The sequence below is a fragment of the Kitasatospora sp. NPDC114501 genome, assembly GCF_055633695.1.
In genome coordinates this window covers 394,591-417,579 of sequence record NZ_JBVKDS010000005.1, presented here as the reverse complement: position 1 = coordinate 417,579, position 22,989 = coordinate 394,591, and the positions used below count along the sequence as shown (strand labels likewise).

At 73.5% G+C, this 22,989-nt stretch carries 17 protein-coding genes and 1 pseudogene; 8 read left to right on the top strand and 10 right to left on the bottom strand.

Annotated elements, in window-relative coordinates:
• The first annotated feature begins 347 nt into the window (after window positions 1-347).
• Complete coding sequence (locus tag ACZ7RU_RS12930; RefSeq protein WP_470340946.1) at window positions 348-2,669, top strand: lamin tail domain-containing protein; 2,322 nt, start codon at window positions 348-350, stop codon at window positions 2,667-2,669.
• Window positions 2,670-2,715: 46 nt separating this feature from the next.
• On the opposite strand, the gene ACZ7RU_RS12925 is transcribed toward ACZ7RU_RS12930, so the two are convergent.
• Window positions 2,716-3,939 carry an FAD-dependent monooxygenase gene (locus ACZ7RU_RS12925; protein ID WP_470340945.1) on the bottom strand — a complete coding sequence of 408 codons (1,224 nt, stop codon included), beginning with the start codon at window positions 3,937-3,939 and terminating at the stop codon, window positions 2,716-2,718.
• A gap of 178 nt (window positions 3,940-4,117) precedes the next feature.
• Between ACZ7RU_RS12925 and ACZ7RU_RS12920 the strand changes: the two genes are divergently transcribed.
• Both ACZ7RU_RS12920 and ACZ7RU_RS12915 read left to right on the top strand, forming a co-directional pair.
• Window positions 4,118-4,627, top strand: a complete 510-nt coding sequence (locus tag ACZ7RU_RS12920) for a MarR family winged helix-turn-helix transcriptional regulator (protein ID WP_470340944.1) — start codon at window positions 4,118-4,120, stop codon at window positions 4,625-4,627.
• 136 nt (window positions 4,628-4,763) lie between these two features.
• A complete protein-coding gene (locus ACZ7RU_RS12915) occupies window positions 4,764-5,324 on the top strand; it encodes a hypothetical protein (RefSeq protein WP_470340943.1) in 561 nt (186 codons plus the stop codon).
• Window positions 5,325-5,411: 87 nt separating this feature from the next.
• On the opposite strand, the gene ACZ7RU_RS12910 is transcribed toward ACZ7RU_RS12915, so the two are convergent.
• A complete protein-coding gene (locus ACZ7RU_RS12910) occupies window positions 5,412-6,719 on the bottom strand; it encodes a M64 family metallopeptidase (protein ID WP_470340942.1) in 1,308 nt (435 codons plus the stop codon).
• Window positions 6,720-7,079: 360 nt separating this feature from the next.
• Here ACZ7RU_RS12910 and ACZ7RU_RS12905 point away from each other — a divergent pair, with 360 nt between their 5' ends.
• Window positions 7,080-7,931 (top strand): DUF4328 domain-containing protein, encoded by an 852-nt coding sequence (locus ACZ7RU_RS12905; protein ID WP_470340941.1) that lies wholly within the window; start codon window positions 7,080-7,082, stop codon window positions 7,929-7,931.
• A 46-nt stretch (window positions 7,932-7,977) separates the two neighbouring features.
• On the opposite strand, the gene ACZ7RU_RS12900 is transcribed toward ACZ7RU_RS12905, so the two are convergent.
• The 4 genes and pseudogenes from ACZ7RU_RS12900 to ACZ7RU_RS12885 all read right to left on the bottom strand — a co-directional run bounded on the left by ACZ7RU_RS12900 (window position 7,978) and on the right by ACZ7RU_RS12885 (window position 10,413).
• On the bottom strand, window positions 7,978-8,742 hold the full coding sequence (locus tag ACZ7RU_RS12900) for a sporulation protein (RefSeq protein ID WP_470340940.1): 765 nt from the start codon (window positions 8,740-8,742) through the stop codon (window positions 7,978-7,980).
• Between the two features lie 140 nt (window positions 8,743-8,882).
• Window positions 8,883-9,248, bottom strand: a pseudogene (locus tag ACZ7RU_RS12895) (amidase family protein); the annotation flags it as partial.
• 181 nt (window positions 9,249-9,429) lie between these two features.
• On the bottom strand, window positions 9,430-9,897 hold the full coding sequence (locus ACZ7RU_RS12890) for a hypothetical protein (protein WP_470340939.1): 468 nt from the start codon (window positions 9,895-9,897) through the stop codon (window positions 9,430-9,432).
• Between the two features lie 135 nt (window positions 9,898-10,032).
• Window positions 10,033-10,413, bottom strand: coding sequence for a hypothetical protein (locus ACZ7RU_RS12885; RefSeq protein WP_470340938.1), 381 nt, complete (start codon window positions 10,411-10,413; stop codon window positions 10,033-10,035).
• Window positions 10,414-10,792: 379 nt separating this feature from the next.
• Here ACZ7RU_RS12885 and ACZ7RU_RS12880 point away from each other — a divergent pair, with 379 nt between their 5' ends.
• Window positions 10,793-11,875: a methyltransferase gene (locus ACZ7RU_RS12880; RefSeq protein WP_470340937.1), complete on the top strand. Its 1,083-nt coding sequence runs from the start codon at window positions 10,793-10,795 to the stop codon at window positions 11,873-11,875.
• 72 nt (window positions 11,876-11,947) lie between these two features.
• Here the strand turns inward: ACZ7RU_RS12880 and ACZ7RU_RS12875 are convergent, their stop codons facing one another.
• Window positions 11,948-14,479 (bottom strand): hypothetical protein, encoded by a 2,532-nt coding sequence (locus ACZ7RU_RS12875; protein WP_470340936.1) that lies wholly within the window; start codon window positions 14,477-14,479, stop codon window positions 11,948-11,950.
• A gap of 111 nt (window positions 14,480-14,590) precedes the next feature.
• Here ACZ7RU_RS12875 and ACZ7RU_RS12870 point away from each other — a divergent pair, with 111 nt between their 5' ends.
• Window positions 14,591-16,774, top strand: a complete 2,184-nt coding sequence (locus ACZ7RU_RS12870; RefSeq protein ID WP_470340935.1) for a HEAT repeat domain-containing protein — start codon at window positions 14,591-14,593, stop codon at window positions 16,772-16,774.
• Between the two features lie 180 nt (window positions 16,775-16,954).
• Here the strand turns inward: ACZ7RU_RS12870 and ACZ7RU_RS12865 are convergent, their stop codons facing one another.
• Window positions 16,955-17,755, bottom strand: a complete 801-nt coding sequence (locus ACZ7RU_RS12865; RefSeq protein WP_470340934.1) for a maleylpyruvate isomerase family mycothiol-dependent enzyme — start codon at window positions 17,753-17,755, stop codon at window positions 16,955-16,957.
• On the bottom strand, window positions 17,739-18,905 hold the full coding sequence (locus ACZ7RU_RS12860) for a DNA gyrase subunit B (RefSeq protein ID WP_470340933.1): 1,167 nt from the start codon (window positions 18,903-18,905) through the stop codon (window positions 17,739-17,741). Before ACZ7RU_RS12860 ends, ACZ7RU_RS12865 begins: the two co-directional genes overlap by 17 nt.
• Window positions 18,906-19,320: 415 nt before the next feature.
• Here ACZ7RU_RS12860 and ACZ7RU_RS12855 point away from each other — a divergent pair, with 415 nt between their 5' ends.
• Together ACZ7RU_RS12855 and ACZ7RU_RS12850 are read left to right on the top strand one after the other, a co-directional pair.
• Complete coding sequence (locus ACZ7RU_RS12855) at window positions 19,321-20,238, top strand: MBL fold metallo-hydrolase (protein ID WP_470340932.1); 918 nt, start codon at window positions 19,321-19,323, stop codon at window positions 20,236-20,238.
• A gap of 62 nt (window positions 20,239-20,300) precedes the next feature.
• Window positions 20,301-21,020, top strand: a complete 720-nt coding sequence (locus tag ACZ7RU_RS12850; RefSeq protein ID WP_470340931.1) for a winged helix-turn-helix domain-containing protein — start codon at window positions 20,301-20,303, stop codon at window positions 21,018-21,020.
• Window positions 21,021-21,493: 473 nt separating this feature from the next.
• Here ACZ7RU_RS12850 and ACZ7RU_RS12845 read toward each other — a convergent pair whose 3' ends face one another.
• A complete protein-coding gene (locus ACZ7RU_RS12845) occupies window positions 21,494-21,850 on the bottom strand; it encodes a hypothetical protein (protein ID WP_470340930.1) in 357 nt (118 codons plus the stop codon).
• Between the last annotated feature and the right edge of the window lie 1,139 nt (window positions 21,851-22,989).

The window sequence follows — 22,989 nt, the reverse complement described above, 5'->3', positions numbered from 1 at the left end:
GATCAACAGGCTGAAAGCATGGCGAGGCATCGCCACCCGCTGCGACAAGACACCCGACAGCTACCTCGCCGGCCTCCACCTCCGCGCCGCGATGATCTGGATCGACGACCTCCTACGAACGACTCGTTGATCACAACCTCACACAGGCCCTAGAACCGCAGCGCCCAAGCTTTCCCATCCGTGGTCACACCGCCGGGCCACGAGCCCGGCGGTGGTCAGGAGTCAGCCTCATGCGGAGCACCTCGAATCCCCGGAGCACGGCGGATCCCCGGACCACCTCGGATCCCCGAACCACCCGGAGAACACCGCGAGTTCGGCGCCGAACGGCGGCGGCGGCGGCCTCCGCCGTGGCCGTGGTGGCGGCGCTGGTGGCGCTGCCCGGCGGCGTGGCGCACGCGGCGTCGCCCGACGTCGTGATCAGCCAGGTGTACGGCGGTGGCGGCAACTCCGGTGCCCCGTACGCCAACGACTTCGTCGAGCTGTACAACCGCGGCACCACCACGGTGTCCGTCACCGGCTGGACGGTGCAGTACGCGTCGGCGAGCGGATCGAGCTGGTCGCGGACCACCCTCTCCGGGACGATCGCGCCGGGCCACTACCTCCTGGTCCAGGAGGCCGCCGGGGCTGGTGCGGGCGCCGCGCTGCCGACGCCGGACGCCACCGGCGCGATCGCCCTGTCCGCGACCTCCGGCAAGGTCGCCCTCGTCACCAACGGCACGGCGCTGACCTGCGCCTCGGGCTGCGCGACCCAGCCCGGGGTGAAGGACTTCGTCGGCTACGGCAGCAGCGCCGGCTCCGCGGAGGGCTCGCCGACCGGCAACCTGTCGAACACCACGGCCGCCCTGCGCACGGGCGGCGGCGCCACCGACACCGACGACAACGCGGCGGACTTCGCGATCGGCGCGCCCGCGCCGCGCAACTCCTCCTCCACCGGCGGGGGCGGCAACACCGGCGGCACCCGCATCCACGACATCCAGGGCGCCGCCCGCACCTCCCCGCTGGCCGGCAGCGCGGTCGGCGCGGTGCCCGGGGTGGTGACGGCCGTCGGCCCCAACGGCTTCTGGTTCCAGGACCCGCAGCCCGACAACGACCCGGGCACCAGCGAGGGCGTCTACGTCTACACCGCCGGCGCGCCCTCGGTCGCGGTCGGCGACTCGGTCACGGTCAGTGCCACCGTCAGCCAGTACCGTCCGGGCGGCACCGGCGGCACCACCAACCTGTCGATCACCGAACTGACCGCGCCCACCGTCACGGTGGTCGCCCACAACGCGCCGCTGCCCGCCGCCACCCTGGTCGGCCAGGGCGGACGGATACCCCCGTCCGCGGTCATCTCCGGCGTCACCTCGGGCGACGTCGAGACTGCGGGGAACTTCCAGCCCGCCACCGACGGCCTGGACTTCTGGGAGTCCCTGGAGGGCATGCGGGTCGAGATCGACAACGCGGCCGTGGTCGGCCCGACCAACAAGTTCGGCGAGGTCCCCGTCGTCCCGCAGGGCAGTGGCACCCGCACCAGCCGCGGCGGCATCCTGCTTCAGGCGAACGACGGCAACCCGGAGCGGGTCGTCCTCGGGAAGGCGCTCGCGCCCACGCCGACCGCCAACGTGGGCGACACCCTGACCGGTGCCACGGTCGGCGTGCTCGACTACGCCTTCGGCAACTTCACCCTCCAGGTCACGGCGACCCCGGCGGTCACCTCCGGCGGCACCGCGGCCGAGGTCACCGCCGCGCCGACGGCCGGCCAGCTCGCCGTCGCCACCTTCAACGTGGAGAACCTCGCCCCGTCCGACCCGCAGAGCAAGTTCGACGGCCTCGCGGCGGGCATCGTCACCAACCTGCGCTCGCCCGACCTGGTCGCCCTGGAGGAGATCCAGGACGACAGCGGTGCCACCGGCGACGGCACGGTGAGCGCGACCCAGACCCTGGCCAAGCTCACCGCGGCCGTCACCGCGGCCGGCGGCCCCGCCTACTCCTACCGCGAGATCGACCCGGTGGACGGCCAGGACGGCGGGCAGCCCGGCGGCAACATCCGCCAGGTGTTCCTGTTCCGCACCGACCGCGGCCTCTCCTTCACCGACCGTCCCGGCGCCGGGCCGACCACCGCCGACTCCGTGGTGAACGCGGGCGGCACGCCGCGGCTGGCCTACTCGCCCGGGCGGATCGACCCGTCCAACGCGGCGTTCGACTCCAGCCGCAAGCCGCTCGCCGGTGAGTTCCGCTGGAACGGCAAGCCGGTCTTCGTGATCGCCAACCACTTCAACTCCAAGGGCGGCGACCAGCCGCTCTTCGGCCGCTACCAGCCTCCGGCGCACCCCTCGGAGAGCCAGCGCCACGCCCAGGCCGCCGTGGTGAAGAACTTCACCGACCAGATCCTGGCGGTGGACCCGAACGCCTCGGTCATCGTGCTCGGCGACCTCAACGACTTCGAGTTCTCCCGGACCACCGACATCCTCACCGCCGGCGGCTCGCTCACCGACCTGCCGCGCACCCTGCCGCTGCCCGAGCGCTACACCTACGTGTACGAGGGCAACTCGCAGGTGCTGGACCACATCCTGATCTCCGGTTCGCTGGCCGCCACGTCGTACGGCTACGACATCGTGCACATCAACAGCGAGTTCAGCACGCAGCTCAGCGACCACGACCCGCAGGTGGTGCGCATTCCGCTGCCGTAGCGGGGAGACCGGCACCTGTCGTCTCACCGGGGTTACCGCCCGGGCGTCACCGCGCCCGGGCGTAGTCCGGCAGCAGCAGGTCCGAGTGCGCGGCCCGGCCCGCCTGCGCGCCCGCCGTCGCCAGCTCCGAGGCGACGGCCGCCGGGTCACGCAACAGGGCGTTGCGGGCCTCCAGTTGTTCGCGGGTCGTCGGTGTCACCACGGTGCCGCCGCCGGTGGCCAGGGCCTGGTTGCGTTCCGCGAAGGGACGCGTCCGGCGCTCGTAGGCCGCGAAGGCGCCGGTGTGGTCGGCGTGCGTGGCCAGCTCGCCGGCCAGGACGTACGCGCCGACCAGGGCGACGCTCGACCCCTGGCCGGACAGGAACGAGGTGGCGTGCGCGGCGTCGCCCGCGAGGACCACCCGCCCGCGCGACCAGCCCGGCAGCTGGATCTGGCTGACGATGTCGAAGTAGAGGTCGTCGGCATCCCGCATCGCCGCCACCAGGCGCGGCAGGTACCAGACCCGTTCCGGGAAGTGCGCGGAGACCAGTTCGCGCTGGGCCCGCGGATCGCGGAAGGCCTCGAAGGGCGGGACGTCGCGGGTGAGGGTGAGGAAGCCGTGCACCCGGTCGGCGGGTTCGTGCGCGTAGAGGACCGCGCCGCGCCCGACGTCGTTCCAGATCACGCCCTCGTGGGAGAGGCCGAACTCGTTGGGGAGGGTGAAGCCGGCGAAGACGTGCCCGAGGTAGCGGTGGAAGCGCTCCTCGGGGCCGAGGACCAGCCGACGGGTGTTCGAGTGCAGCCCGTCCGCGCCGACCACGAGGTCGAAGTCGCGGCGGACGCCGCTGTCGAACACCACGTGGACGGCGTCCCCGTCGTCGTCCAGCTCGGCGATCGAGTCGCCGAAGAGGAACTCGACCCGGTCGCCCAGCGCCTCCTGGAGGGCGTCGGCCAGATCGCCGCGCCGGACCTCCAGGTCGAGACCGGCCTCGCTGCCGGTCAGCTGCTCCGGGCGCAGCGAGCCGACCTGCCGTCCGGCGGGGTCGACGAAGGTGATTCGCCGGCTGTCGACGTGGGCGGCGCGCAGGCGCGGCAGCAGCCCCATGCGCTCCACGACCTCTCGGGCGGTGCCGCGGATGTCGACGGCGTAGCCGCCCCCGCGTACGGCGGCGGCCTTCTCGACGACGGTCACTTCGAAGCCGTACCGGTCGAGCCAGTAGGCGAGCGCGGGGCCCGCGATGCTCGCTCCGGAGACCAGGACTCGACGGGCGGGGCGCGACACGGTGTTCATGGCCTCTCACTTTCCCGGCAGGTCCTCCCGCCGGCACGTCGGTGGACACGGATACGCACCGGACCAGCAGAGATGCGTACCTCAGGTATCTTTATGCAGGCCGCACGTCACCCTCGAGGGCGGCGGTCACCCCCACACCGTACAGATACCTACCTTAGGTATGCAAATGGAGGCGCCCATGTCCGCCGAGTCCGCCGAGGCCCGCGAACCGGGGGAGCCGCGCCCCGACCTGCTCGCCGCGCTGACCCGGATCTCCCGGCTCGGCGCCGCCATGACCCGCGGCCGCCTGGTCGAACGCGCGGCGGAGGCGGCGGGCCTGGGGCGCGACCGGCCCGCGGTGGGCGTGCTCGTCACCCTGCGCACCGCCGGAAAGCCCCTGCGGATCGGCGAGATCGCCGACCGCATGCAGGTCGTGGGCCCGCACATCACCCGCCAGGTCCAGGTCCTGGAGAAGCGCGACCTCGTCCGGCGCATCCCCGACCCGCACGACGCCCGCGCCCGCCTGATCGAACCCACCGGGGCCGGCGCCGAGGCCGCCAACCGCTACCTCGCCTTCCTGCTCGGCTGGTTCGGCGACACCCTCGCCGACTGGCCGGACCAGGACCGCGACGACCTGATCCGCCTGCTCGCCCGCTTCGCCGACGACGCGACGGCCCGGCTCGCGCTGCTCGACGGTCGCGAGGACTGAGCCCCGGCCCCGGCGACGACCGGGTTCCCGGCCGTGGACCGAAGGCGGCTCAGTAGGGTTGGGGTCGGGCCGTGACGGGTGTCGCGCCGGGGTCGGGGAGGCTGCCGTGTTGGTCGGGTCGCGGAGCGGATTCGGCTTGGAGTTCCACGTCGAACAGGACCCGGGGCTGCTGTGCGTCGACGTCTTCGTCGGCGGGCTCCATGTGAACGCGTGGGACAACGCGTTCTACCCGCCACTGCTGGTCAAGAAGCTCAGGGACGAGCTCGGTCGCCTCCGCCCGACGACTGCGCCGCCGGTGGGGTTCACCTCGCCGTCCGAGTACTTTCGCACGGTCGAGAACCGGTTGTACGACGACGCCGGGACGGGGACGGGGACCGCGGCGGAGGCCGAGCAGGCGTTCGCGCGGTGTGAGTTCCTGGAATGGGGGGAGTGCACCGACCAGGTGACGGCGTTCGCGTTCCCTGACGGCGACCGGGTGCACCTCGCCTGTCGGATGCGTGACGGCGACGGTGCCGCCTGGGGCGCCGAGTCCGGGCATGAGCCGACGGTGGTGTCGGTGAGCCGGACGGTGCTCGTGGAGACGCTGGAGCGCGGCCTCGCCCTCGCCGAACGGGAGTGGGCCGCCCGGCTCGCCGCGATCAGGGGTCGGGGCGAGCCGGGTGGCAGCGAGGACGAGGCCGGCGTGCCTTCTCGTTAAGCGGGTATCGACGGCCGTGACGCGGCTGAGACCGCGTCACGGCCGAGGCCGCCTCCCTCGCAGCCGAGACCAGCGTCCGCTCCGCCCCTACCGCGTCACCAGCCAGGACAGGCTCGCGGTCAGCCTCGTGCGCAGCGCCGGGTCCGCGACGGCCGGGGTCGGGTCGGTGGCGACGGCGGTGAGCAGGTGCGGCCGGGAGCGCGGCCCGGTCAGCTTGAGTTCGGCCAGGTCCAGCGCGGTGCGGTCGCCCAGCCGGGGCAGTTCCCGCCCGTCCAGGTACCAGCGCAGCCGGGTGCCGGCGACCGGCAGGTCGACGGTGAGGCGGTCCGAGGCGGTGAGCCGACTGCCCTCGGCGGTGGGGCTGGTGAGCGGGGTGGCGTGGCGGTAGAAGCCCGCGATCATCGCCTCCCGCCCGGGCAGGTTGAACTCGCGTCCGAGCGAGCGCATGATCGAGTTCTCGGTCGGCCGGTAGAGCCCGGTGGGGTAGTAGCCGCCGCCCTCGTACGTGCCGACCGTGCCGCCGTCCGGCGAGGCCTGGCCCAGCCAGCGCGACCACTTGGTGCCCTGGCGGCGCATCCGGTCGGCGGTCAGGGTGCTGATGTTGGCCTCGGCGGGTTCGTCGCCCTGGTACGTCCCCTGGCCGTCGTACGCGTACTCGTCGGCCAGCTTGCCCAGCGAGTGCCCGATCTCGTGCACCGCGATCTGCCCGGACTTCGCGTTGCCGCCGGCCACGGTGGCGATGCCCTCGTAGCCGAGCGGGGACTTGACGTCGTTGTAGCCGGCGCCGCCGTACTTCGCGGTGTTGGCCACCACGAGCACCAGGTCCGCCTGAGGGGCCTTCGCCGCGTACGACTCGACGGCCTTCTCGTCCACGCAGAGCAGCCGCTCCACGCCGTCGCACCAGAAGTACGAGCCCAGCGCGGTGTGTCGCACCGTCGCCTGGTCCGGATCCCCGGTGACCCCGGACTCGGGGGAGACGGCGGACACCGCCCAGACGTTGAACAGCCCCCGGTAGGCGGCGTAGGGCTCGACGGAGGTCAGCTCCTGCCACTTCCGGGTCGCGTCCGTGCGGAACTTCTCCTGCTCCTGCGCGGTGTACCCGTCGCCGATCACCACCACGTCCAGCTTGGTGGCCGGCTCGCCGTTGCGCACCAGCGCCGTCACCTCGCCGTCGCCCCGCACCGGCGCCACGCCCTGGGAGTGGTCGGCGAGGTACGGGGAGGCGGCCGGGGCCTGGGCGCGGGAAATGCCGCCGTCCTCGGCGAACACCTCCACCTGACGCGTCGTCGGTGCCACGTCCGCGGGGCGGCCCCAGGCCGGTGCGGACCCCAGCGCCGTCCCGGCGAGTGCGGCGGCGAGCAGTGCGGTGGCGGTTCTGGCGGTGGTGCGGTGCACGGATGGTCCTCCCGGTCGGTGGTCTGTGGCTTGCCCCCTTCCCATGTCGAGAACCTGACAACCATTGAGTTGTGACCCGCCCGCCCGGCCGTGCCGTACGGCCACCTGACAGCCCCGGTACGGCCACCTGACGACTCCTCTACGGCCCCTGGGCGCGAGACGCCGGGCGCGGGGTGGCCCGGCGCAGGGCCCCTCGGGGTGATCTGTCGGCTATCTGGCGATACCGCCGCCGAGCTGGGATTCTCGCTGGCAGGTGAGGTCGCGGATCCCCTAGAGTCGGCGCGCCCGCCCCGGTCGGGGCGATGGTGCACCGGCGTGCGTGATCGAGCACGCCCGGCGATTCCAGGAGTTGAAGACCTGATGGTGTGTTTGGCATGCGGGGCGCGCCCTGCGGGGACGGACAGCGGCCGCTGCTTCGGCTGCGCGGAGGCGGCCCCCGGATGGGCGGCGGCGCTGCGCCCGGCGAACGGCCTCGCCGTGGCCGTGCACGTCCTGCTGGCGCTGAACGCCGCGGTGGCGGCGGTGGTCGTCGCCGTCGACCTCTGGTCCGATGTGCTGCTGGGTCGGGTGCTGGACGGTTCGGGCGACGCCGACCTCGACGACTTCGACGCCGTGGAATCCGTGGCGAACGCGGCCAACGGGGTGTTCCTCCCGCTGGCGCTGGCCACCGCCGTGGTGTTCATCGTCTGGTTCTACCGCATCCGCCGGAACGCCGAGCTGCTGCTGCCGAACGGGCACCGCCTCGGCCGGGGGTGGACCATCGGCGCCTGGTTCACCCCGATCGTCCAGCTCTGGTTCCCCTGGCAGCTGATGGCGGACTGTTGGCGGGCGAGCGCGCCGCTGGACGCGGAGGGAAGGCGGCGCACGACGTCGGAGACGGTGCTCGGCGTGTGGTGGTCCACCTGGATCGCTTCACTGGTCGTCGGCCGGATCGCCGCCACCATGGTGCGTAGCGTGAACCCGTTGTTCCCCGACGACCTCGAGACCCTGCGCAACGCCGTCCGGGTGGAGGCCGCCGGGTCGGCGCTGCGGCTGGTGGCGGCGGCCGCGGCGATCATGCTGGTCCACCGGCTGACCACCATGCAGCACGCGCGCCGTGCCGACGTCAACCCGCTCGCGGCCAGGGCCGCCCAGGAGGCCCGGACCCAGGCCGCAGCAGCGGCCCGGGCCGCTGCCGCACGGCCGGCGCCCGCGTCCGGCGAGGCGCCGTAACGGGCCGCGCCGCGGTCGCGCCCGGCGTGCCCCGCCCGGGGCGCGGTCAGTGGCCGAGCACGCCGCGGATCCAGCCGTCCACCGTGCCGGTGAGGTCGTGCTGCCCGGCCGCGTGGTCGAGCAGGAACGTACGCACCGAGTCGCCGCCGCGGAACATGCCGCGCTTGTCGAACTCCAGCACCACCTCGACCCGGTGCGGGTCGGTGACGAAGGACAGCTCGATCTCGTTGCAGCGCTGGGCGAACTGCGGTGCCGCCTTGTACTCGATCTCCTGGTAGAACGGCAGCGTCTGGCCCGTGCCGTGGATCCGGCCGGCCTCCAGGTCGGCCCGGTGGAAGTGGAAGCCGAGCGCCGCCAGCGCCTCCAGCACCCGCTGCTGCACCGGCAGCGGCTGCACCGCGAGCGGGTCGTTGTCCCCGCGGTCCAGCTGGCCGGCGATGTCCACGTCGGTGCGGACCCCGAGCGCCATGCCCGTCAGGTGGTGGCTCCCGATCGCGGTCAGCGGTGTCTCCCACGGCACGGGGAAGGCGAACGGCACGGCGACCTGCTGCCCGGCGGCCAGCCGCAGCGGGCCGCAGACGGGCACCCGCGCGAACTCCTGGACGGTGTGGCTCTCGCTGTCCTCGTACTCGACCTCGACCCGGGCGGTCAGGTGGAGCGTGATGCCGTTGATGTCGGCGTCGCGGTCGCCGCCGACCAGGTTGACCTGGCCGTGCAGGGTGCCGCCGGGATGGACGGTCGGGGTGGACAGCACCGTGTCGACGCTGGGTCCACCGACGCCCAGGGCGCCGAGAAGCCGCTTGAACACCATCCGGGGTACTCCTCACAGAGTCGGGGACGCGAGCCCACTGATCGTACTTTGCCTGCGCTTTGCCCCCGACCGGCGGCCCCGGCCATCCGACCGTCCGCGCCGAAGCCCTGGCCGCCGAGGCCGGCGGCGCCTGGCGGAGGTCAGCTCGGTGCCCGGAAGCCGCCGATCCGCTGTTCGAGCAGTTCGGCCAGCCGCAGCGGGGTGCGGTCCTCGAACATCGGACCGATGATCTGCACTCCCACCGGCAGGCCCTCGGGGGACCGGCCCGCCGGTACGGCGGTGGCGGGCAGGCCGGGCATGGTGGCCAGACCGGCCCAGACGAGCTGGTCGAAGTACGGGTACGCGACGCCGTCGATGTCGAGCCGGCGCTCCCTCGGATCGGGCTCGTGGTCGTGCGGGAACGCGGGAGTGGGCGTGACGGGGCACACCACCGCGTCGTACTCGGCGAAGAGCTGCCGCCAGCCGTGGCGGTGCAGCTCGCGGCGGCTGTTCGCCTCCAGCCAGTCGCAAGCTCCACTCCATGCGTCGGACCGTACCGACCCCTGCGGGAGGGCACGAAATGCCGCTGGAGACAACAGGATCGGTCGTCTCCCGGCGAGCCGCCCCGGCGGACACGGGGCCGATCGGTGGTCGGTCCGCGGGGCGGCCCCGTCCGGGGGCCACCCCGCGCGGGGGAGCGAGCCGGTCTCAGCAGCGCAGCCCGGTACCGCCGCCGCTGGCGCGACTCAGAACCTCGTCGTCGCCGTTCCGGTAGAAGAAGAAGCCGTACACGTCGATGCACGTGCTGCCCGGGGCGTAGACGTACACCGGCCCCGCGTACTTGGTGTAGTACTGCAGTTCGCCGTCCTCCTGCGCCCAGCCGGTCTGGCTGGTGGTCTTGATGGCGACGGTGATCTTCGAGAAGTCCTTCGCCTGCGCGTCATCGCCTCGGGCGATGGCGCAGTTCTTGCCGGAGCCGCTGCTGTAGTAGGTATCGATCCAGCCCACCCGGCGGCCACTGTATTCGTCGACGATCGGGTACTGCTTCAGTGAGCCGTACGAGCTGCCGCAGAGGTTCACCTGGGGGTATGCGCCGGCCGGGCCGGCGGTGCCGATCACGAGGCCCGCCAGCACCGCGGAGACCGTCAGTGCTGAGAAGATCCGCCTGCTCTGCATGGAAGTTCGGACCCTTCGTCGTGGGGCTTGCTGTCGTCGGGCGTGCGGTGGTCCCCGCCGTCCCTATCCGGGCGAGCGGGTGCTGCCGCGGCCCCGACGACGGCTCGGCCGTCGTCGAGGCCGCCGTTCCCCTGCTCAGGCGGTGTAGCTCGCCTGTTCCAACGAGGCGTACGCGGAACGGAGGCTGTAGACGGCGCTGTCGGCGTCCCCCCAGGAGAGTTCGTTCTGTCCACGGCGGAGCGCATTGGTGGCGTCCTCGACGTCCACGATGACCGGAGAGGCCGCGCAGTTTCCGGTGGTGGTGAAATTCAGGGCGTATCCGGCGAGGTCCCGGGCGCCGTCCAGATTGCCGTGGATGGCCACGGAGATCGCCTGGCCGGTGTAGTCCTGCGCCGTGACGATGTCCCCCCAGCACGCCGTCTTGGCGCTGGCGGCGGGCGCGGCCGCCACGACGGCGCCGGCGCCCAGGGCGAGGACCGCGGTCACGGTGGCGAGGCGGGTGCGTAGACGAATCACGAACGGATTCCTTCCGAAGTGGTGGGTACTGCCGGTGAACCGGGGCGGCCCGTCCGGGCCCGCACGCACCGTCGGTGCGAGGTGCTCATGAGCACGGCGAGTCCCTCGTCCGAAGCCCCGGTGGACTTCCCACCCTGCGGGACCAGGTGATTGTCCATCCACGAAAACCAGTCGCGGCCCAGGTGAACGGCGGACAATCCGGATTGTCCCCGGACACGGCACGCGGACCCGGGGACGACGCCGCCTCCGCCCCGGAACGCCCGGAAGCAGCTGCCCCGGGTGCCCGCGGCGAGCGCGGCAACGGGTGAAGCCGGGCTTCGGGGCGGTCGTGCCTGGGCACGGTCCCAAGCGCAACCACGGATTCGAGAAGGGAATCGGAATGCGCCAGGACAACAACGAGGCCTGCGGCAACGGCACCGCTGGTACTGACGAGGCGTCCGCCGGCAGCGCCCAGGACGCTCGACTGCGTCGTTCCAGCGCCTTCCTCGTCGATGAGGCCCTCGGCTTCCTCTACCCCGCGGCCCTGCGCGCCGCCGCCGACGTGGGTGTGGCCGACCACCTCGGGAACGGCCCCGCCACGCCGGCCGAACTCGCCGCCGCGACCGGAACCCACCCCCAGAGCCTCCACCGGGTGCTGCGCCTGCTCGCCACCAGGGGCGTGGTCGCGGAGGACGAGGACGGCCGGTTCACGCTGACCGACGCCGGACAGGCCCTGCGCGGCGACGTCCCGTACTCCGCGCGCACGGCCGTCCAGATGCTCACCGACCGCACCATGTGGCGCCCGGCGGGGGAACTGTCCCGCTGTCTCACCGACGGGACCACGGCGTTCGACGCCATCTTCGGGATGCCGTTCTTCGAGCACTTCGCCCAGGACGAGCGGACCGCCGCCGTCTTCCACGTGGGCATGGCGGCGATGTCCGACCCGGAGAACGCGCCGATCGCGGCCGTGTGCGAACTCCCCGGGACCGGAACCGTCGTGGACGTCGGCGGCGGTCACGGCGGCCTCCTGGCGGAGGTCCTGCGGCGCAACCCCGGGCTGGAGGGTGTCCTGTACGACCGCGCCCACGTCCTGGCGGGCCACCGCCTGGAGGCGGACAAGGGGGTCGCGGGGCGCTGGTCCCTGGCGGAGGGCGACTTCTTCACCGCGGTCCCGCCCGGCGACGTGTACCTGCTCAAGCGGATCACCCATGACTGGGACGACGACGCGTGCGCGACGATCCTGGGCCACTGCCGCCGTGCCCTGCGCCCGGGCGGGCGGGTCCTGGTGCTGGACGCCGTCGTGCCCCGGGGCAACGACCCCCACCAGTCCAAGGCCCTGGACCTGATGATGATGGCCTCCCTTACCGGCCGCGAACGCACGGAGACCGACTTCGCGCAGCTCTTCTCCGCCGCCGGCCTGCGCCTGTCCCGCATCCTCCCCACGCAGACGGTCCTGTCGGTGGTCGAGGCGGTCGCGGCCTGAGCCGTGCTGCCGCCGGCCCGCCACCGCCGGCCTGCGGCGGCCTTCCTCCCGCGTTGCCACCGGCTTCAGGGCTCAGACGTCACGGCGCCAGCGGTCGCCGGCGAACCGGGTCAGCGCGACGTCCAGATCGAGCGGCACCACCTCGGTGGGGCCCAGCTCCCACACCCGGATCCAGCCGTCCGAGGTGGTACGGGAGCGCGGCGGCTCCCGTCCGGGCACCGGCTTCATCACGAGGTAGTACGAGCTGACCAGAACGAGGGATCCGGTCTCCCTGTTCCGGTGGGACCGGATCCTGAGTACCCGTACCTCCGCCACGTCGTCCCAGCGCAGCCGCAGCCTGCGGCCACCGTCGAGTTCCACGCCCTCGTCGTCGATCCGCAGTCGCGTCGCGACCGCCCGCAGCGCCAGTGCCCCGAGGACGAGGACACCGAGCACGCCGAGCAGGACGGACCCGTGGCGTACGAGCAGCAGCCAGGTCCGGTACCAGTCGCCCCGGAAGCCCGATCCCGAGGACATCGGCGAGACCACCAGGAGGAACACGGCGACCGGCACCAGCAGATCGAACGCCAGCGCCCGCAGGGCTCCGAGGCTTCGCACGCTGCTCCTGAGCAGCACCTCGCGCGGCCCCGCCGCATCGTCGGGCAGCCTGCCCGGCGCCCCGCCGGTGAGCCGCGAGCGCAGCTCGGCGTGCCGGAACTGGTAGACCCCGCCGACCCGGCGCAGCACGCCCGAGTGGCGGCCGTCCTCCAGGAAGCCCAGCACGTCGCGTGGCAGACGTCGCCTCGCCGCCAGGACGAGGCGGGTGGCGGTCCAGCGGCCCCACCGGCTGAGGGCGATCAGCACCGCGGCCGAGCACGACCAGCTGACGACGAGGGCGCCGCCGACGAGCAGCGGATCGCCGTTGAGCCAGTGGAAGAACGCCAGTGAGGTGCCGGCGACGGCCGGAGCGACCAGTGCGGCTTCGACCAGGGCGATCGTGCGCTCGTCGTGCAGCAACCGTCTCGGTCTGGCCGCCATGTCGAACTCGGTCGACCGGGTCAGCAGGACGCCTGAGAGGACGGGGAGGAGGAAGACGCACAGGGTCGCCGACGTGGTGCCGGGCAGGGCCACGCCGACGGCGGTCGTGGCGGCGGCCGATGCGGCCAGCATCAGGCGTCCGGCGGCTCCGGCGGCCGGTCGTCGCGGGCGGTGGTCGAAGCCGCTGAACAGGTGCCTGGTGAAGACCCGTCCGAGCGCCGTGGCGATGACGGCCATCGCGGTGACGGCCCCGAGCGCCTGGCCCACTTCCGGGATCCCGATGCCGGGTCGCGGGGGAGCGGCGCCGAGGAGGGCGGCCAGTGCCGCGATCGCGTAGCCGGCCGTGGTGCCGCAGGCGGCCACCACGACGAGGACGACGGCGCCCCAGACGGCCGGTTCGGTCGGCAGGCTGCGTAGCTGCCACCAGGCGATGTCGTGGGTGCGTCGGCGGTGCAGGTCGTCGGCCAGGAAGCGGAAGTACGCGGGCGCGCGGTCGGGGCTCCAACGGCGCACCGGCCCGGGAAGGTAGGAGGGTCGCGGGCCCTGCGCGCAGACGGCCGGGATCAGCCCGTCCAGGAGGTGGCCCTCGATGTCCGAGCGCGTGGGCAGCCGTGTCGCATCGAGCAGTTCCCGGGGGTCGGAGTCCTTCGGCGCGTACACCGTCGCCGTGAGCCAGAGCATCAGTGGGGAGGACAGGGCGGTGGCGACCGGGCCGTGGGGGTCGGTGTCCATCGCGTCGAAGAGGGCCTGCCAGGGGCCGATTCGGTCCCGGTGGCACATCTGGGCGAGGTAGGCGCGGCCGGCCTGCGGCGGGACGGGCAGGGCGCGCAGCACGGGCACACCGCGCAGCGCCGGTGAGGCGTCCACGGCGTGCTGGTAGGCCTCCGGGCGGGACGTCAGGACCAGGGGGTCCTTCGTGCCGAGCGCGCGCTTCAGCGCCTCGACCGCGTTGCCGCGGGCCAGCGGCAGCAGCTCGTCGAAGCCGTCGAGCACGGGAACGATCCGCCGGTCCCGGACCAGGGACTCGACGGTGGTCCGGTCCAGGCCCGCGACGAGATGGCCGTAGTCCTCGCCGATACGCCTGATCACCCAGTCCTGGATGCTGACTCCCGGTTCCCAGTCCGACAACGACAGGATGACCGGGACGCTCTCCGGTGAGCCGGGGACCGTGGCTCTGGCTTCCAGCAGCTCGACCACGACCAGCACGACGAGGGAGGACTTCCCCGCCCCGCCCGGCCCGGTCACCACCAACTGGTGCGGTGTGAGCGCCCGGAGCCGGGCGACCACGTCCTCGAACCCGAGCCGCTCGGGGAGCCCCGAGGCCGAGTCGCTCCCATGGGCCGGCTCCAGCTCCCACGGGACCACCATCGGAACCCGCTCCCGCAGACCGCGGACGTTGGCCTCGTCACGCCACTGCTCCAGGACCTCGCGGGCCAGCCCGTCCAAGGCGGCCTCCCCGGCATCGGCGGGGACCGGCTCTCCGCGCCGGGGAGCGGGGGCGGAGCCGAGATAGACGGCGCCGATGCTCCCCGCCTGGACCAGGTTCCCGGGCGATCCCTCGTTGTGGTTGTGTACCTCTCCAGTCACGCCGACATGCTGTCAGGTCGGCGCATGCGCGCGAGGGCCGGCGTGGGGAATGGCCGACACGGCCCGCTGTGGGCTGGTGGCAGTGTCAGTACCCCGTGTCACTGTGGGTCCATGATCAACAGACTTGAGGGCCTCGACCGCGTCGACTGGTCGTCCATGGGCCACGCCTACGGCCCGGCCGACGAAGTCCCGCTGTGGTTGGAGCAGATGGCCTCAGCCGACCCCGGCGTCCGGGAGAGTGCCTTCAGCAGCTTCTACGGCTCGGCCCATCACCAGGGCGACGTCTACGCGTGCACGGCAGCGAGCCTGCCGTTCCTGTTCGCGCTCGCCGACGATCCCCAGGCGCCCGACCGCGCGGCTGTCCTGCGGCTCGTGCTCAGCATCGGCAGCGCGGCACTCGACTGCGACCCCGACGGCGTCTACTACGGTCCGTCCGGTCACGCGTCGACGCCCTACGCGGATGTCGTGCCTCAGCTGCGTGGGCGCGTCGAGGACTTCGTTCGGCACGCGGCGGACCCGGACCCGCAGGTGCGGCAGGCCGCCGTCCCGGCCCTGGGGCTGTTCCTCGACGACGCCGACCGGGCGCTCGACCTGCTGCGCGAGCGGCTGGCGGCCGAGAGCGGCACCGTGGAGCGGCTGCGGGCCATCGAGACGGCCGCGACGCTGGCCCGACGACTGCCGGCCGCGCTCGGCCCGGTGACGAGCTGGCTCGCCGCCCTGGCGGCCGGCCCCGCGCTGGACGCCGACATCCGGCTCGCCGCCCTCGTCCACCGGGCCGTGTGCACGCCGGAGGCGATCGACGACGGCCTCGTTCCGACGGCGATCCGTCTGCTCCAGCAGTTCACCCGCGAACCGGAACCCGAGCCCGAATCCGAGCCCGAATCCGAATCCGAGCCCGAATCCGAATCCGAGCCCGAGCCCGAATCCGAGCCCGAGGCCCGACCGGCGGACTGCGGGCAGTGCGCGTGCACGGACCTCGCCACCGAACCGGCACCGCACCACGGAGCCCCGCCGCAGATAGCCGCCGCCTTCGCCGACCTCGACCGCCGCGGCCGCGTCCACGCCCCCACCACCGAACTGCTGACCACCCTCCACCGGGTACTGGACGCGCGGGTACCCGAGCGCACCGCCCTGCTCACCGCCCAGCTCCGCAGCCCCGACGCGGCCGTCCGCTACGACGCCATCGCCATGACCTGGGACCTGATCCGCTCCTGGCGCGGCGACCACACCGGCCTCGTCCTCCAGCTCGCCGACTGCCTGCTCCCCGACGACCCGTACACCACCGCCGAAGCGGCCGAAACCCTCGGCAAGCTCCCCGCCACCCTCGCCGAACCCGCACGCGAAGCCCTCGCCAACCTCGTCGAAGCACACCGCACCACCCACGGCCCCAACGTCTGGGTTACCCGGCACCCGCTGCTGCGCCGGGCCCACCAGCAGGCGGTCACGGTGCTGGCCGGCCTCGGCGACGAGCGAGCCCTGCCCAGCCTGCTGACGGCGCTCGACACCGGCACCGACGACTGGCGTGCCGTGCACGTGGTCGGCCGTCTCCCGCAGGCCGCCGGGGAACTGGTGCCGAGGTTGACCCGGCGCCTGGCCGACGCGGACTTCTCCTGGCCCTGGGGATCCGCCCCCACGCTGATGGCCGCCCTCGACGGACTCGGTGACCCGGCGGCCGTACCCGCGCTCACCACGGCCCTCACCACGGCCGTCGAGCGGGAGCAGTGGCAGACCGCCGGCGCGGCCCTCCGTGCGCTGGGCTCCCTCGGCACCGGCGCCGCGTCCGCGCTGGAGACGGTCCGGCCGCTCGCCGACGCCGAGGATCCGGACCTGCGCTTCGCAGCCGTGAAGGCCCTGTGGGACATCGAACGCGACCCCACCGATGCCGTGCCGCGGCTGATCGCCCTGCTCGACACCGACAAGAACCGCGACGCCGCCGACGCCCTCGGCCGGATCGGGGGGCCGGCTGCCGTGGCACTGCCCCGGCTACGGCAGTTGTCCGAAGCCGGCCATGTCCGGACCCGGGTGCACGCCGCCGCCGCGATCCACGACATCGGCGGCCCGGCCGAGGCCGAGGCCGTTCTGCCCGTGCTGCTGAAGGCCTGGGAGGAGAACGACGCGACCGCAGGCCCGGTCCTGGACTGCCTGCGGCGGATGGGCCCCGCCGCCGCACCCGCCCTGCCACGGATCCACGCCGAACTCCGCCTCGTCCGCCGAAGCGGCGGCTTCTTCGGGAACGTCGAGGACGACGAGGCACTGCAACGCGCCGGCCGGGCCGTCATCGACCGGACAGCCTGAGGTCGACACCGCAACCGCCGTGACGGGCTCGTGGGACGGATTCGTGGGACGGGGAGCGCGGCCCCGGACCGGGGCCGGCCTCGCCGCGGAACCGTCTGAGCCCGGTGCCGAGCCTGACGAACCAGGCGAGGAGCCGCGTCCCACCCGGGTCGAGGCGCGGCCGGCCGCCCCCGCCACGTCCTACTTCTCCTCCGGCTCCCAGGCACGGAGCAGGTCGAGCAGCCCTGCGTCCCCGTCAACGTGCAAGGACTCGGCCTGTATCCGGTCGTACAGGTAGAGGACCAGCTCACTGGCCGTGCCGTGGACGGAGGCGCCGGCCGCGTCCGAGTCCTCGCCGGCCGCGGCGGTGGGCGCGGGGACGCGGGTGACGCGTGCACCGTCGCCGTCGACGGTGAGGCGCCAGGAGCGGCCCTCGGCGGCGTGGAAGTCGAAGGCCGTCGGCTTGTGCGGCCAGGCACTCGGCGTTGCGCAGACGGTGAACAGGAACTCCTCCACACCGTCGAGTGCCGGCTCGACCGGCAGCGGCTGCGGGGCGCCCCCGGCGAGCTGGGCGTCGTAGGTGTGCACCGCGGTCTCCTGGACCCGGTGCCGGGCGACTCCGCCGGCGGTCCGCGGTGACTGCGACGCGGGCCACCACGTCCAGCAACCGCTCTCCGGTCCCGCCTCGCGCAGGGCGCCCAGCAGGAGCTGCGTCGACGCGTCCAGCCAGGCCAGCAGGGCCTCACGCTCCCGCGGCAGCTCCAGCGCGGCGCGCGCGGCGGCGGCCTCGGCCGGGGGAGCGTCGGCCGGCCCCGCACCGACGATGGCGGCCCAGAACCGGTCTCCCCCACCCAGGTGCTTCACCAGATCGAACAGCGTCCACCCGGGGCAGCTCGGCACCTCCGCGTCGAGACCGGGCGCGGCGGCGACCGCGGCGCGGAAGGCGGTCGACCGCTCATCGATCAGTCGCAGCAGGTCGGGGAACTCAAGATTCTTTTCCACGCCGGATGTCTATCACCGCGCCCCGGCGATCGGACAGCGATTTTTCCCGATCGCGTGTCGCCACCGGCCAGCCGTCGCGGACGTCTCCCTCGCCTCCCACCGCTCGGGTGGCATGCTGCGCGCTGCCGCGACGACGCTGATGGTGGCGGTACGCCCGGGCGTCGTGCCTGCGGGGGCAGCTGCCCGTGCCGACCCGCCCGGCGGACAGGTCGGCGCTCAGGTCGGCGTTCGGTGCGGCGTGCGCCGTGGCGGCGGGCAGGGGCCGGCGGCGCGTGTAGGCGTCGACCGCGGTCGCGAGCCCGTCGCGCAGGCCGTGTTCGTGGCCGCCGCCGCGGGGGGTGGGCCGGCTGTTGGCGAAGCCGCGCACCCGCTCCTGGCCGCTGCCGCGCCACCGCAGGGCCACCTCCACCGTCCCCGCCATCCGCGGGTCCTCGCCCTCGAAGCCGAAGACGTCCGTGACGGCGGGAGCCTCGTCCGGGCCGTCGAGGAGGGCGACGAACTCCCGCACCCCGCCGGAGAAGTGGAACCGCGCCGAGCGCACGTCGTCCGGGCGGCGCTCGTCGGTCAGCGAGACGTCCAAGTCCCGGTTCAGCAGCGCAAGTTCCCGGAACCGGTCCGCCACCGCGTCGAACGGCAGCCGCGCGGTCCCGAAGATCCCGGTGTCCGGCCAGAAGGTGAGGACGGTCCCGCTGCCGGCCGCCGGCCCCGTCTCGGTGAGCGGGCCCAGCGCGACGCCGCGCGCGTACTCCTGCACCCGGCACACCCCCGCGCGCCGCACCTCGGCCGTCATCCGGCTCGACAGGGCGTTGACGACGAAGGGCCCCACGCCCGCGTGGCCGAGCGTCACGTGGTGGCGGCCGCGGGGCCCCGCCCCGGAGCGCAGCCGGGTCAGCAGGGCCTCCACGCCGTCCTCGCCCGGGCCGTCGTCGGCCACGCGCACCCCGCCGTCGGCCGTCAGGGTGACCTCGACGCGCCCGGCCCGGCCCGCCAGGACCTCGTTCACCGGCCGGTCGGCGATCTCGAACACCATGTGCCCCAGGCCGCGTTCACCGGTCGATCCGATGTACATCCCGGGCCGCTTGCGAACGGCCTCCCGCCCCTCCAGCACCTGGATGCGGGCGGCGGTGTACGGGTGGTTGTCCTGGCTCACGAGTTTCCCCTCCGAAGGTGGCCGGGCAGAGCCCCCACAGCCTAGGCGAATTTCCGCATAACACCAGGTCAGACCCTGTTCGTCGAAGGCGTGGACGGCCGCGTGGGAGCCTGCCCGAAGGCGCCCGCCCCGGCAGTGCGGGGCCGGCGCCCGCGCGCGGCCGGGCCCCCGCCCAAGCCCCGCACGGGGCCGTTTCCCGCACCCCCGAGGGCCTCCGATCCCACTTTTCCCACCCGGCCCGCAGGGCCTGGAGCAGAAGCCGGGCCCGACCCCCGTGCCGTGGCCCCGTGGCTTGGTGGCCCGGGGGTGGCTGTCACGGATCGGGTTGTTGTCCGGTCGGTAGGTGTGTCAGGGCGGTGCACCTTGTGGCGTGCCGTCGATGCCGTTGGTTGACGCTGGTCCAGAGGAGAACATCATGAGCTGGGATACCACTGTCCGTCCCGTCGCGCCGGGGTGTGACGAACGTGTCCCGTCGCGCTATGTGTTGAAGGTCGGGGACATCGATGTGACGGTGATCAGTGATGGGGTGCTGCCGATCGCTCCTGTGACGATGGCGACCAACGCTCCCGTGGCCGATCTGAAGGTCTGGCTCGCCGACATGTTCCTGTCGCTGGAGTCGATCGACTGGCCGCTGAACGTGGCTGTGGTGCGCAGTGGTGGGCGCACTGTCCTTATCGATTCCGGTGTGGGCGCGGAGTTCCCGGGTTTCCCGCGGGCCGGGCGGCTCGCGATGCGGCTGGAGGCTGCTGGGATCGATCCGGTGTCGGTGACCGACGTGGTGCTCACCCATCTGCATATGGACCATATCGGCGGGTTGCTCGTGGAGGGGCTGAGGGGTCGGCTGCGTACCGATGTGCGGGTCCATCTGGCGGCTGCGGAAGCCGAGTTCTGGGCGGCGCCGGATTTTTCGCGTACCGACATGCCGGGGCCGGTGCCGCAGGTGCTGCGTGCGACTGCCTCGCGGTTTTTGGAGGTCTACGGCGGCCAGTTGCGGCCGTTCGAGGCGCAGTACGAGGTGGCGCCGGGGGTGGTGGTGCGCCGTACCGGTGGGCACACTCCTGGTCACAGCATCGTCCATCTGGAGTCCGGTGGCGATCGGCTGACGTTCGCCGGCGACGCCGTGTTCCAGTGCGGGTTCGACAGGCCCGACTGGCACAACGGCTTCGACCACGACCCCGAGGAGTCGGCCCGTGTCCGGGTCCGGCTGCTGGAGGAGCTCGTGTCCAGCGGTGGGCAGCTGGTGGCGACGCACCTGCCGTTCCCGTCCGTCTGTCATGTGGCGGACGCCGGCAGTGGCACGTTCCGCTTCGTCCCGGTGGTCTGGGACTACTGACCGCCGCCCGCCGGCGGCTGTTTCGTGTGTGGGAAGTCGGCACAGTCGACTTCCCGCGCCCGGTGGGGCCTGCGGCGCCGTGGCTGGCCGAGGCGATGGACGCCGCTCCGCAGGCGCTGCGGCGCCTGGGCGTCGCCTTGCGGCACTGCCACCAGGTCGCGGTCGCCCCCTACTGGCCGCGCATCGACCAGCACCTCCAGGGCGAAGTGGCGCGCCGGGGCCGCCTCATGGCGGCCGGCGGGGTGGGAGCGCTCCTGGAGGCCCTGCACCCGATGGCCGTGTGGAACCCGCCGGTGCTGGAGATCTCCGCCTACCGGCCGCTGATCCATCCGGGAGCCGACCTCCACCTGTGGGGCCGCTCGTTGGTGGTGGCTCCGTCGGTGTTCTGCGGGCCGGTTCCCCAGCTGTTCGCCGGCCCTGACGACGACACGGTGGTCATGGCCTACCAGGCACTGCACGACCCGCTCGATGCGGCGGCCCTGTGGGCACCTTCGGCCGGCAACCGCCGAGGCGACGCCCTGGTGCCGCCGGCCCTGACCGCGCTGCTGGGCCGCAGCAGAGCGATCGTGCTGTGCGTCATCGCCGACCATCCCGCCTGCACGACGACACAGCTGGCGCAGCGGGCCGGCATCTCCCCGGCCAGCGCCAGCGAGCACGCCACCGTCCTGCGCAAGGCCGGGCTGACCACCCTGACCCGGGAGCGCAGGACGGTCCTTCACACTCTGACCCATCTCGGCCTCACCCTGCTGAGCACCAACATCCCGCCCGCCGAGGGCACCTGAACGCCGCACGGCGCACCGGGGCGGCGCGCCCGGCACCGGCCTGTGGGCCCACGGCCGGCCGACTGCCGGGCCCTGTGCCGCGAAGGCCGACGACCGTTAGGCCGACGGCCCCCCGGGGCGAGGAACGGGCCGCGGCCGCGCCGCCGGTCAGGCGGCGGCCAGGACGCCCGGCATCGTCTCCGCCGCTGTGCGCGGCCCGCGGCGCCGCCCTGGCGCGGGCCGCGCCGAAGCCGGTGGGCGACCGGGGGTGAGGCCCGCTCAGGGGCCGCAGACGCCGGGCCGGGGCACCGGACCGCGCCTGCGGGCGCACTCGGCGTACCGAACCGCCGCAGGGGGTGGGCTGGCGGTCGGGACGGGCGGCACCGCGTGTTCCACGCGGCGGCCAAGCACCGCGACCGCCGAGTGCGGACCGGGACGGGCAGACCCGGCGGCAACGCCTGCCCGAGGCCGGCTGAGGTGCTGGCGCGCTCCGGTCACCGCGCGACCGGGGGAGCGAGCTCACGCGCCGCGGCCTCGCCCGGCACCGCCTCGGGCTGCTCACCCGCGTACCTGATGTTCCGTCGCATCACAGCCGGGGGCAGGATTCTCGGTGCCGGTCCTGGGGGAGGGTGCGAGCTGCGCCGGTGGCCGCCTGGCCGGGGGCCGCAGGGGTGGCACCCCATGGCGCCGCGAGCCGTGGGGTGTCCGTGGGCGTGGGTGACGATGGCGGTGGTCCAGGCGTGCGGGTAGCGGACGACGTGGTGGGCGATCCGGCCGACACCGGGGATGTCGACGTCGTCCAGCCGGACCTCGACCCCCGGGCTCCCGAACACCTGCCGAGGCCCGAACACCTGCCACTCCACCGGCAGCCCCCTCCCACCCCGCACCGTTGCGCCCCCGACTCTTCCCCACGCGCGCTGACGGGGCCGGACGGCCACGGGAGCAGGCGCGGGCGGAGCACGACGACGCCCAGCTGCCCCTTTCTCGGGAGGGCACAGGCCCCGGCGGCCGGACGGGGCGAACCCGCCCCCTCCCTCGCCCGCAGCGGCGTCCCAACCGCCGCGCACAGGAAGTCGATTGCGCCGACTTCTCGCGCGTGCCGGTGGTGGTCGGGTGGTTGAGGGTCTCCCGGCCACCCTGTGCGGGAGGCCGGCCCTGTCGGCGTTCCACGCGGGCGGTCACGTCACCTCGCCTTCGGGGTTGGGTGCGTTGTGCGTGGGAAGTCGACTGCGCCGACTTCCTGCGCGTGGGGGTGGTTGGCTGCCTGGTGCCTGGTGCCTGGTGCCTGGTGCCTGGCGCCCGGCCGTCCTGCGGGGAGGTCGGTGGTTCCGGCTTTGCGTGCGGGTGGCGCCACCTCGCCTTCGAGGTGGGCTGTTTCGTGCACAGGAAGTCGACTCCGCCGACTTCGTGTGCGGGCCGGTGGTGGTCAGGTGGTGAGTTCGTGGCCTGGTCGTCCTGTGCGGGAAGTTGACCCTGTCGGCGTTCCCCGCGGGCGGCCACGCCACCTCGCGTTCGGGGCCGGGCCTTTCGTGGCGCGAGAAATCGATCCCGCCGACTTCTCGTGCGGGCCGGTGGTGGGTTGGGGTGAGGCCGGCGCCCTGCGCAGGACGTCGGCTCTGCCGACTTTCCGCGCGTCCGGTGGTGGTCGGGGTGGTCGGGGTCTGGGGGCGGGTTGTTCTGTGGGGAGGTTGGTCGTGTGGGCCCTGCATGTGGGCTGCGCCGCTCCGGCCGTGCCGCTTGCCTTCGGGGCCGGCTGCTTTGTGCGTGGGAAGTCGACTCCGCCGACTTTGTGTGCGGGCCGGTGGTGGTCGGGTGGTGAGTTCGTGGCCTGGTCGTCCTGTGTGGGAGGTTGGCCCTGTCGGCTTTGCCCGTGGGCCTTTCGTGGCGTGGGAAGTCGATCCCGCCGACTTCTCGTGCGGGCCGGTGGTGGGTTGGGGTGAGGCCGGCGCCCTGCGCAGGACGTCGGCTCTGCCGACTTTCCGCGCGTCCG

What these genes read in the sequence shown, in the direction of transcription:
- ACZ7RU_RS12890 (WP_470340939.1), bottom strand. Translation starts at nt 9,897, where the DNA reads ATGCAGAGCAGGCGGATCTTCTCAGCACTGACGGTCTCCGCGGTGCTG.
- ACZ7RU_RS12870 (WP_470340935.1), top strand. Translation starts at nt 14,591, where the DNA reads ATGATCAACAGACTTGAGGGCCTCGACCGCGTCGACTGGTCGTCCATG.
- ACZ7RU_RS12900 (WP_470340940.1), bottom strand. Translation starts at nt 8,742, where the DNA reads ATGGTGTTCAAGCGGCTTCTCGGCGCCCTGGGCGTCGGTGGACCCAGC.
- ACZ7RU_RS12925 (WP_470340945.1), bottom strand. Translation starts at nt 3,939, where the DNA reads ATGAACACCGTGTCGCGCCCCGCCCGTCGAGTCCTGGTCTCCGGAGCG.
- ACZ7RU_RS12905 (WP_470340941.1), top strand. Translation starts at nt 7,080, where the DNA reads ATGGTGTGTTTGGCATGCGGGGCGCGCCCTGCGGGGACGGACAGCGGC.
- ACZ7RU_RS12880 (WP_470340937.1), top strand. Translation starts at nt 10,793, where the DNA reads ATGCGCCAGGACAACAACGAGGCCTGCGGCAACGGCACCGCTGGTACT.
- ACZ7RU_RS12855 (WP_470340932.1), top strand. Translation starts at nt 19,321, where the DNA reads ATGAGCTGGGATACCACTGTCCGTCCCGTCGCGCCGGGGTGTGACGAA.
- ACZ7RU_RS12920 (WP_470340944.1), top strand. Translation starts at nt 4,118, where the DNA reads ATGTCCGCCGAGTCCGCCGAGGCCCGCGAACCGGGGGAGCCGCGCCCC.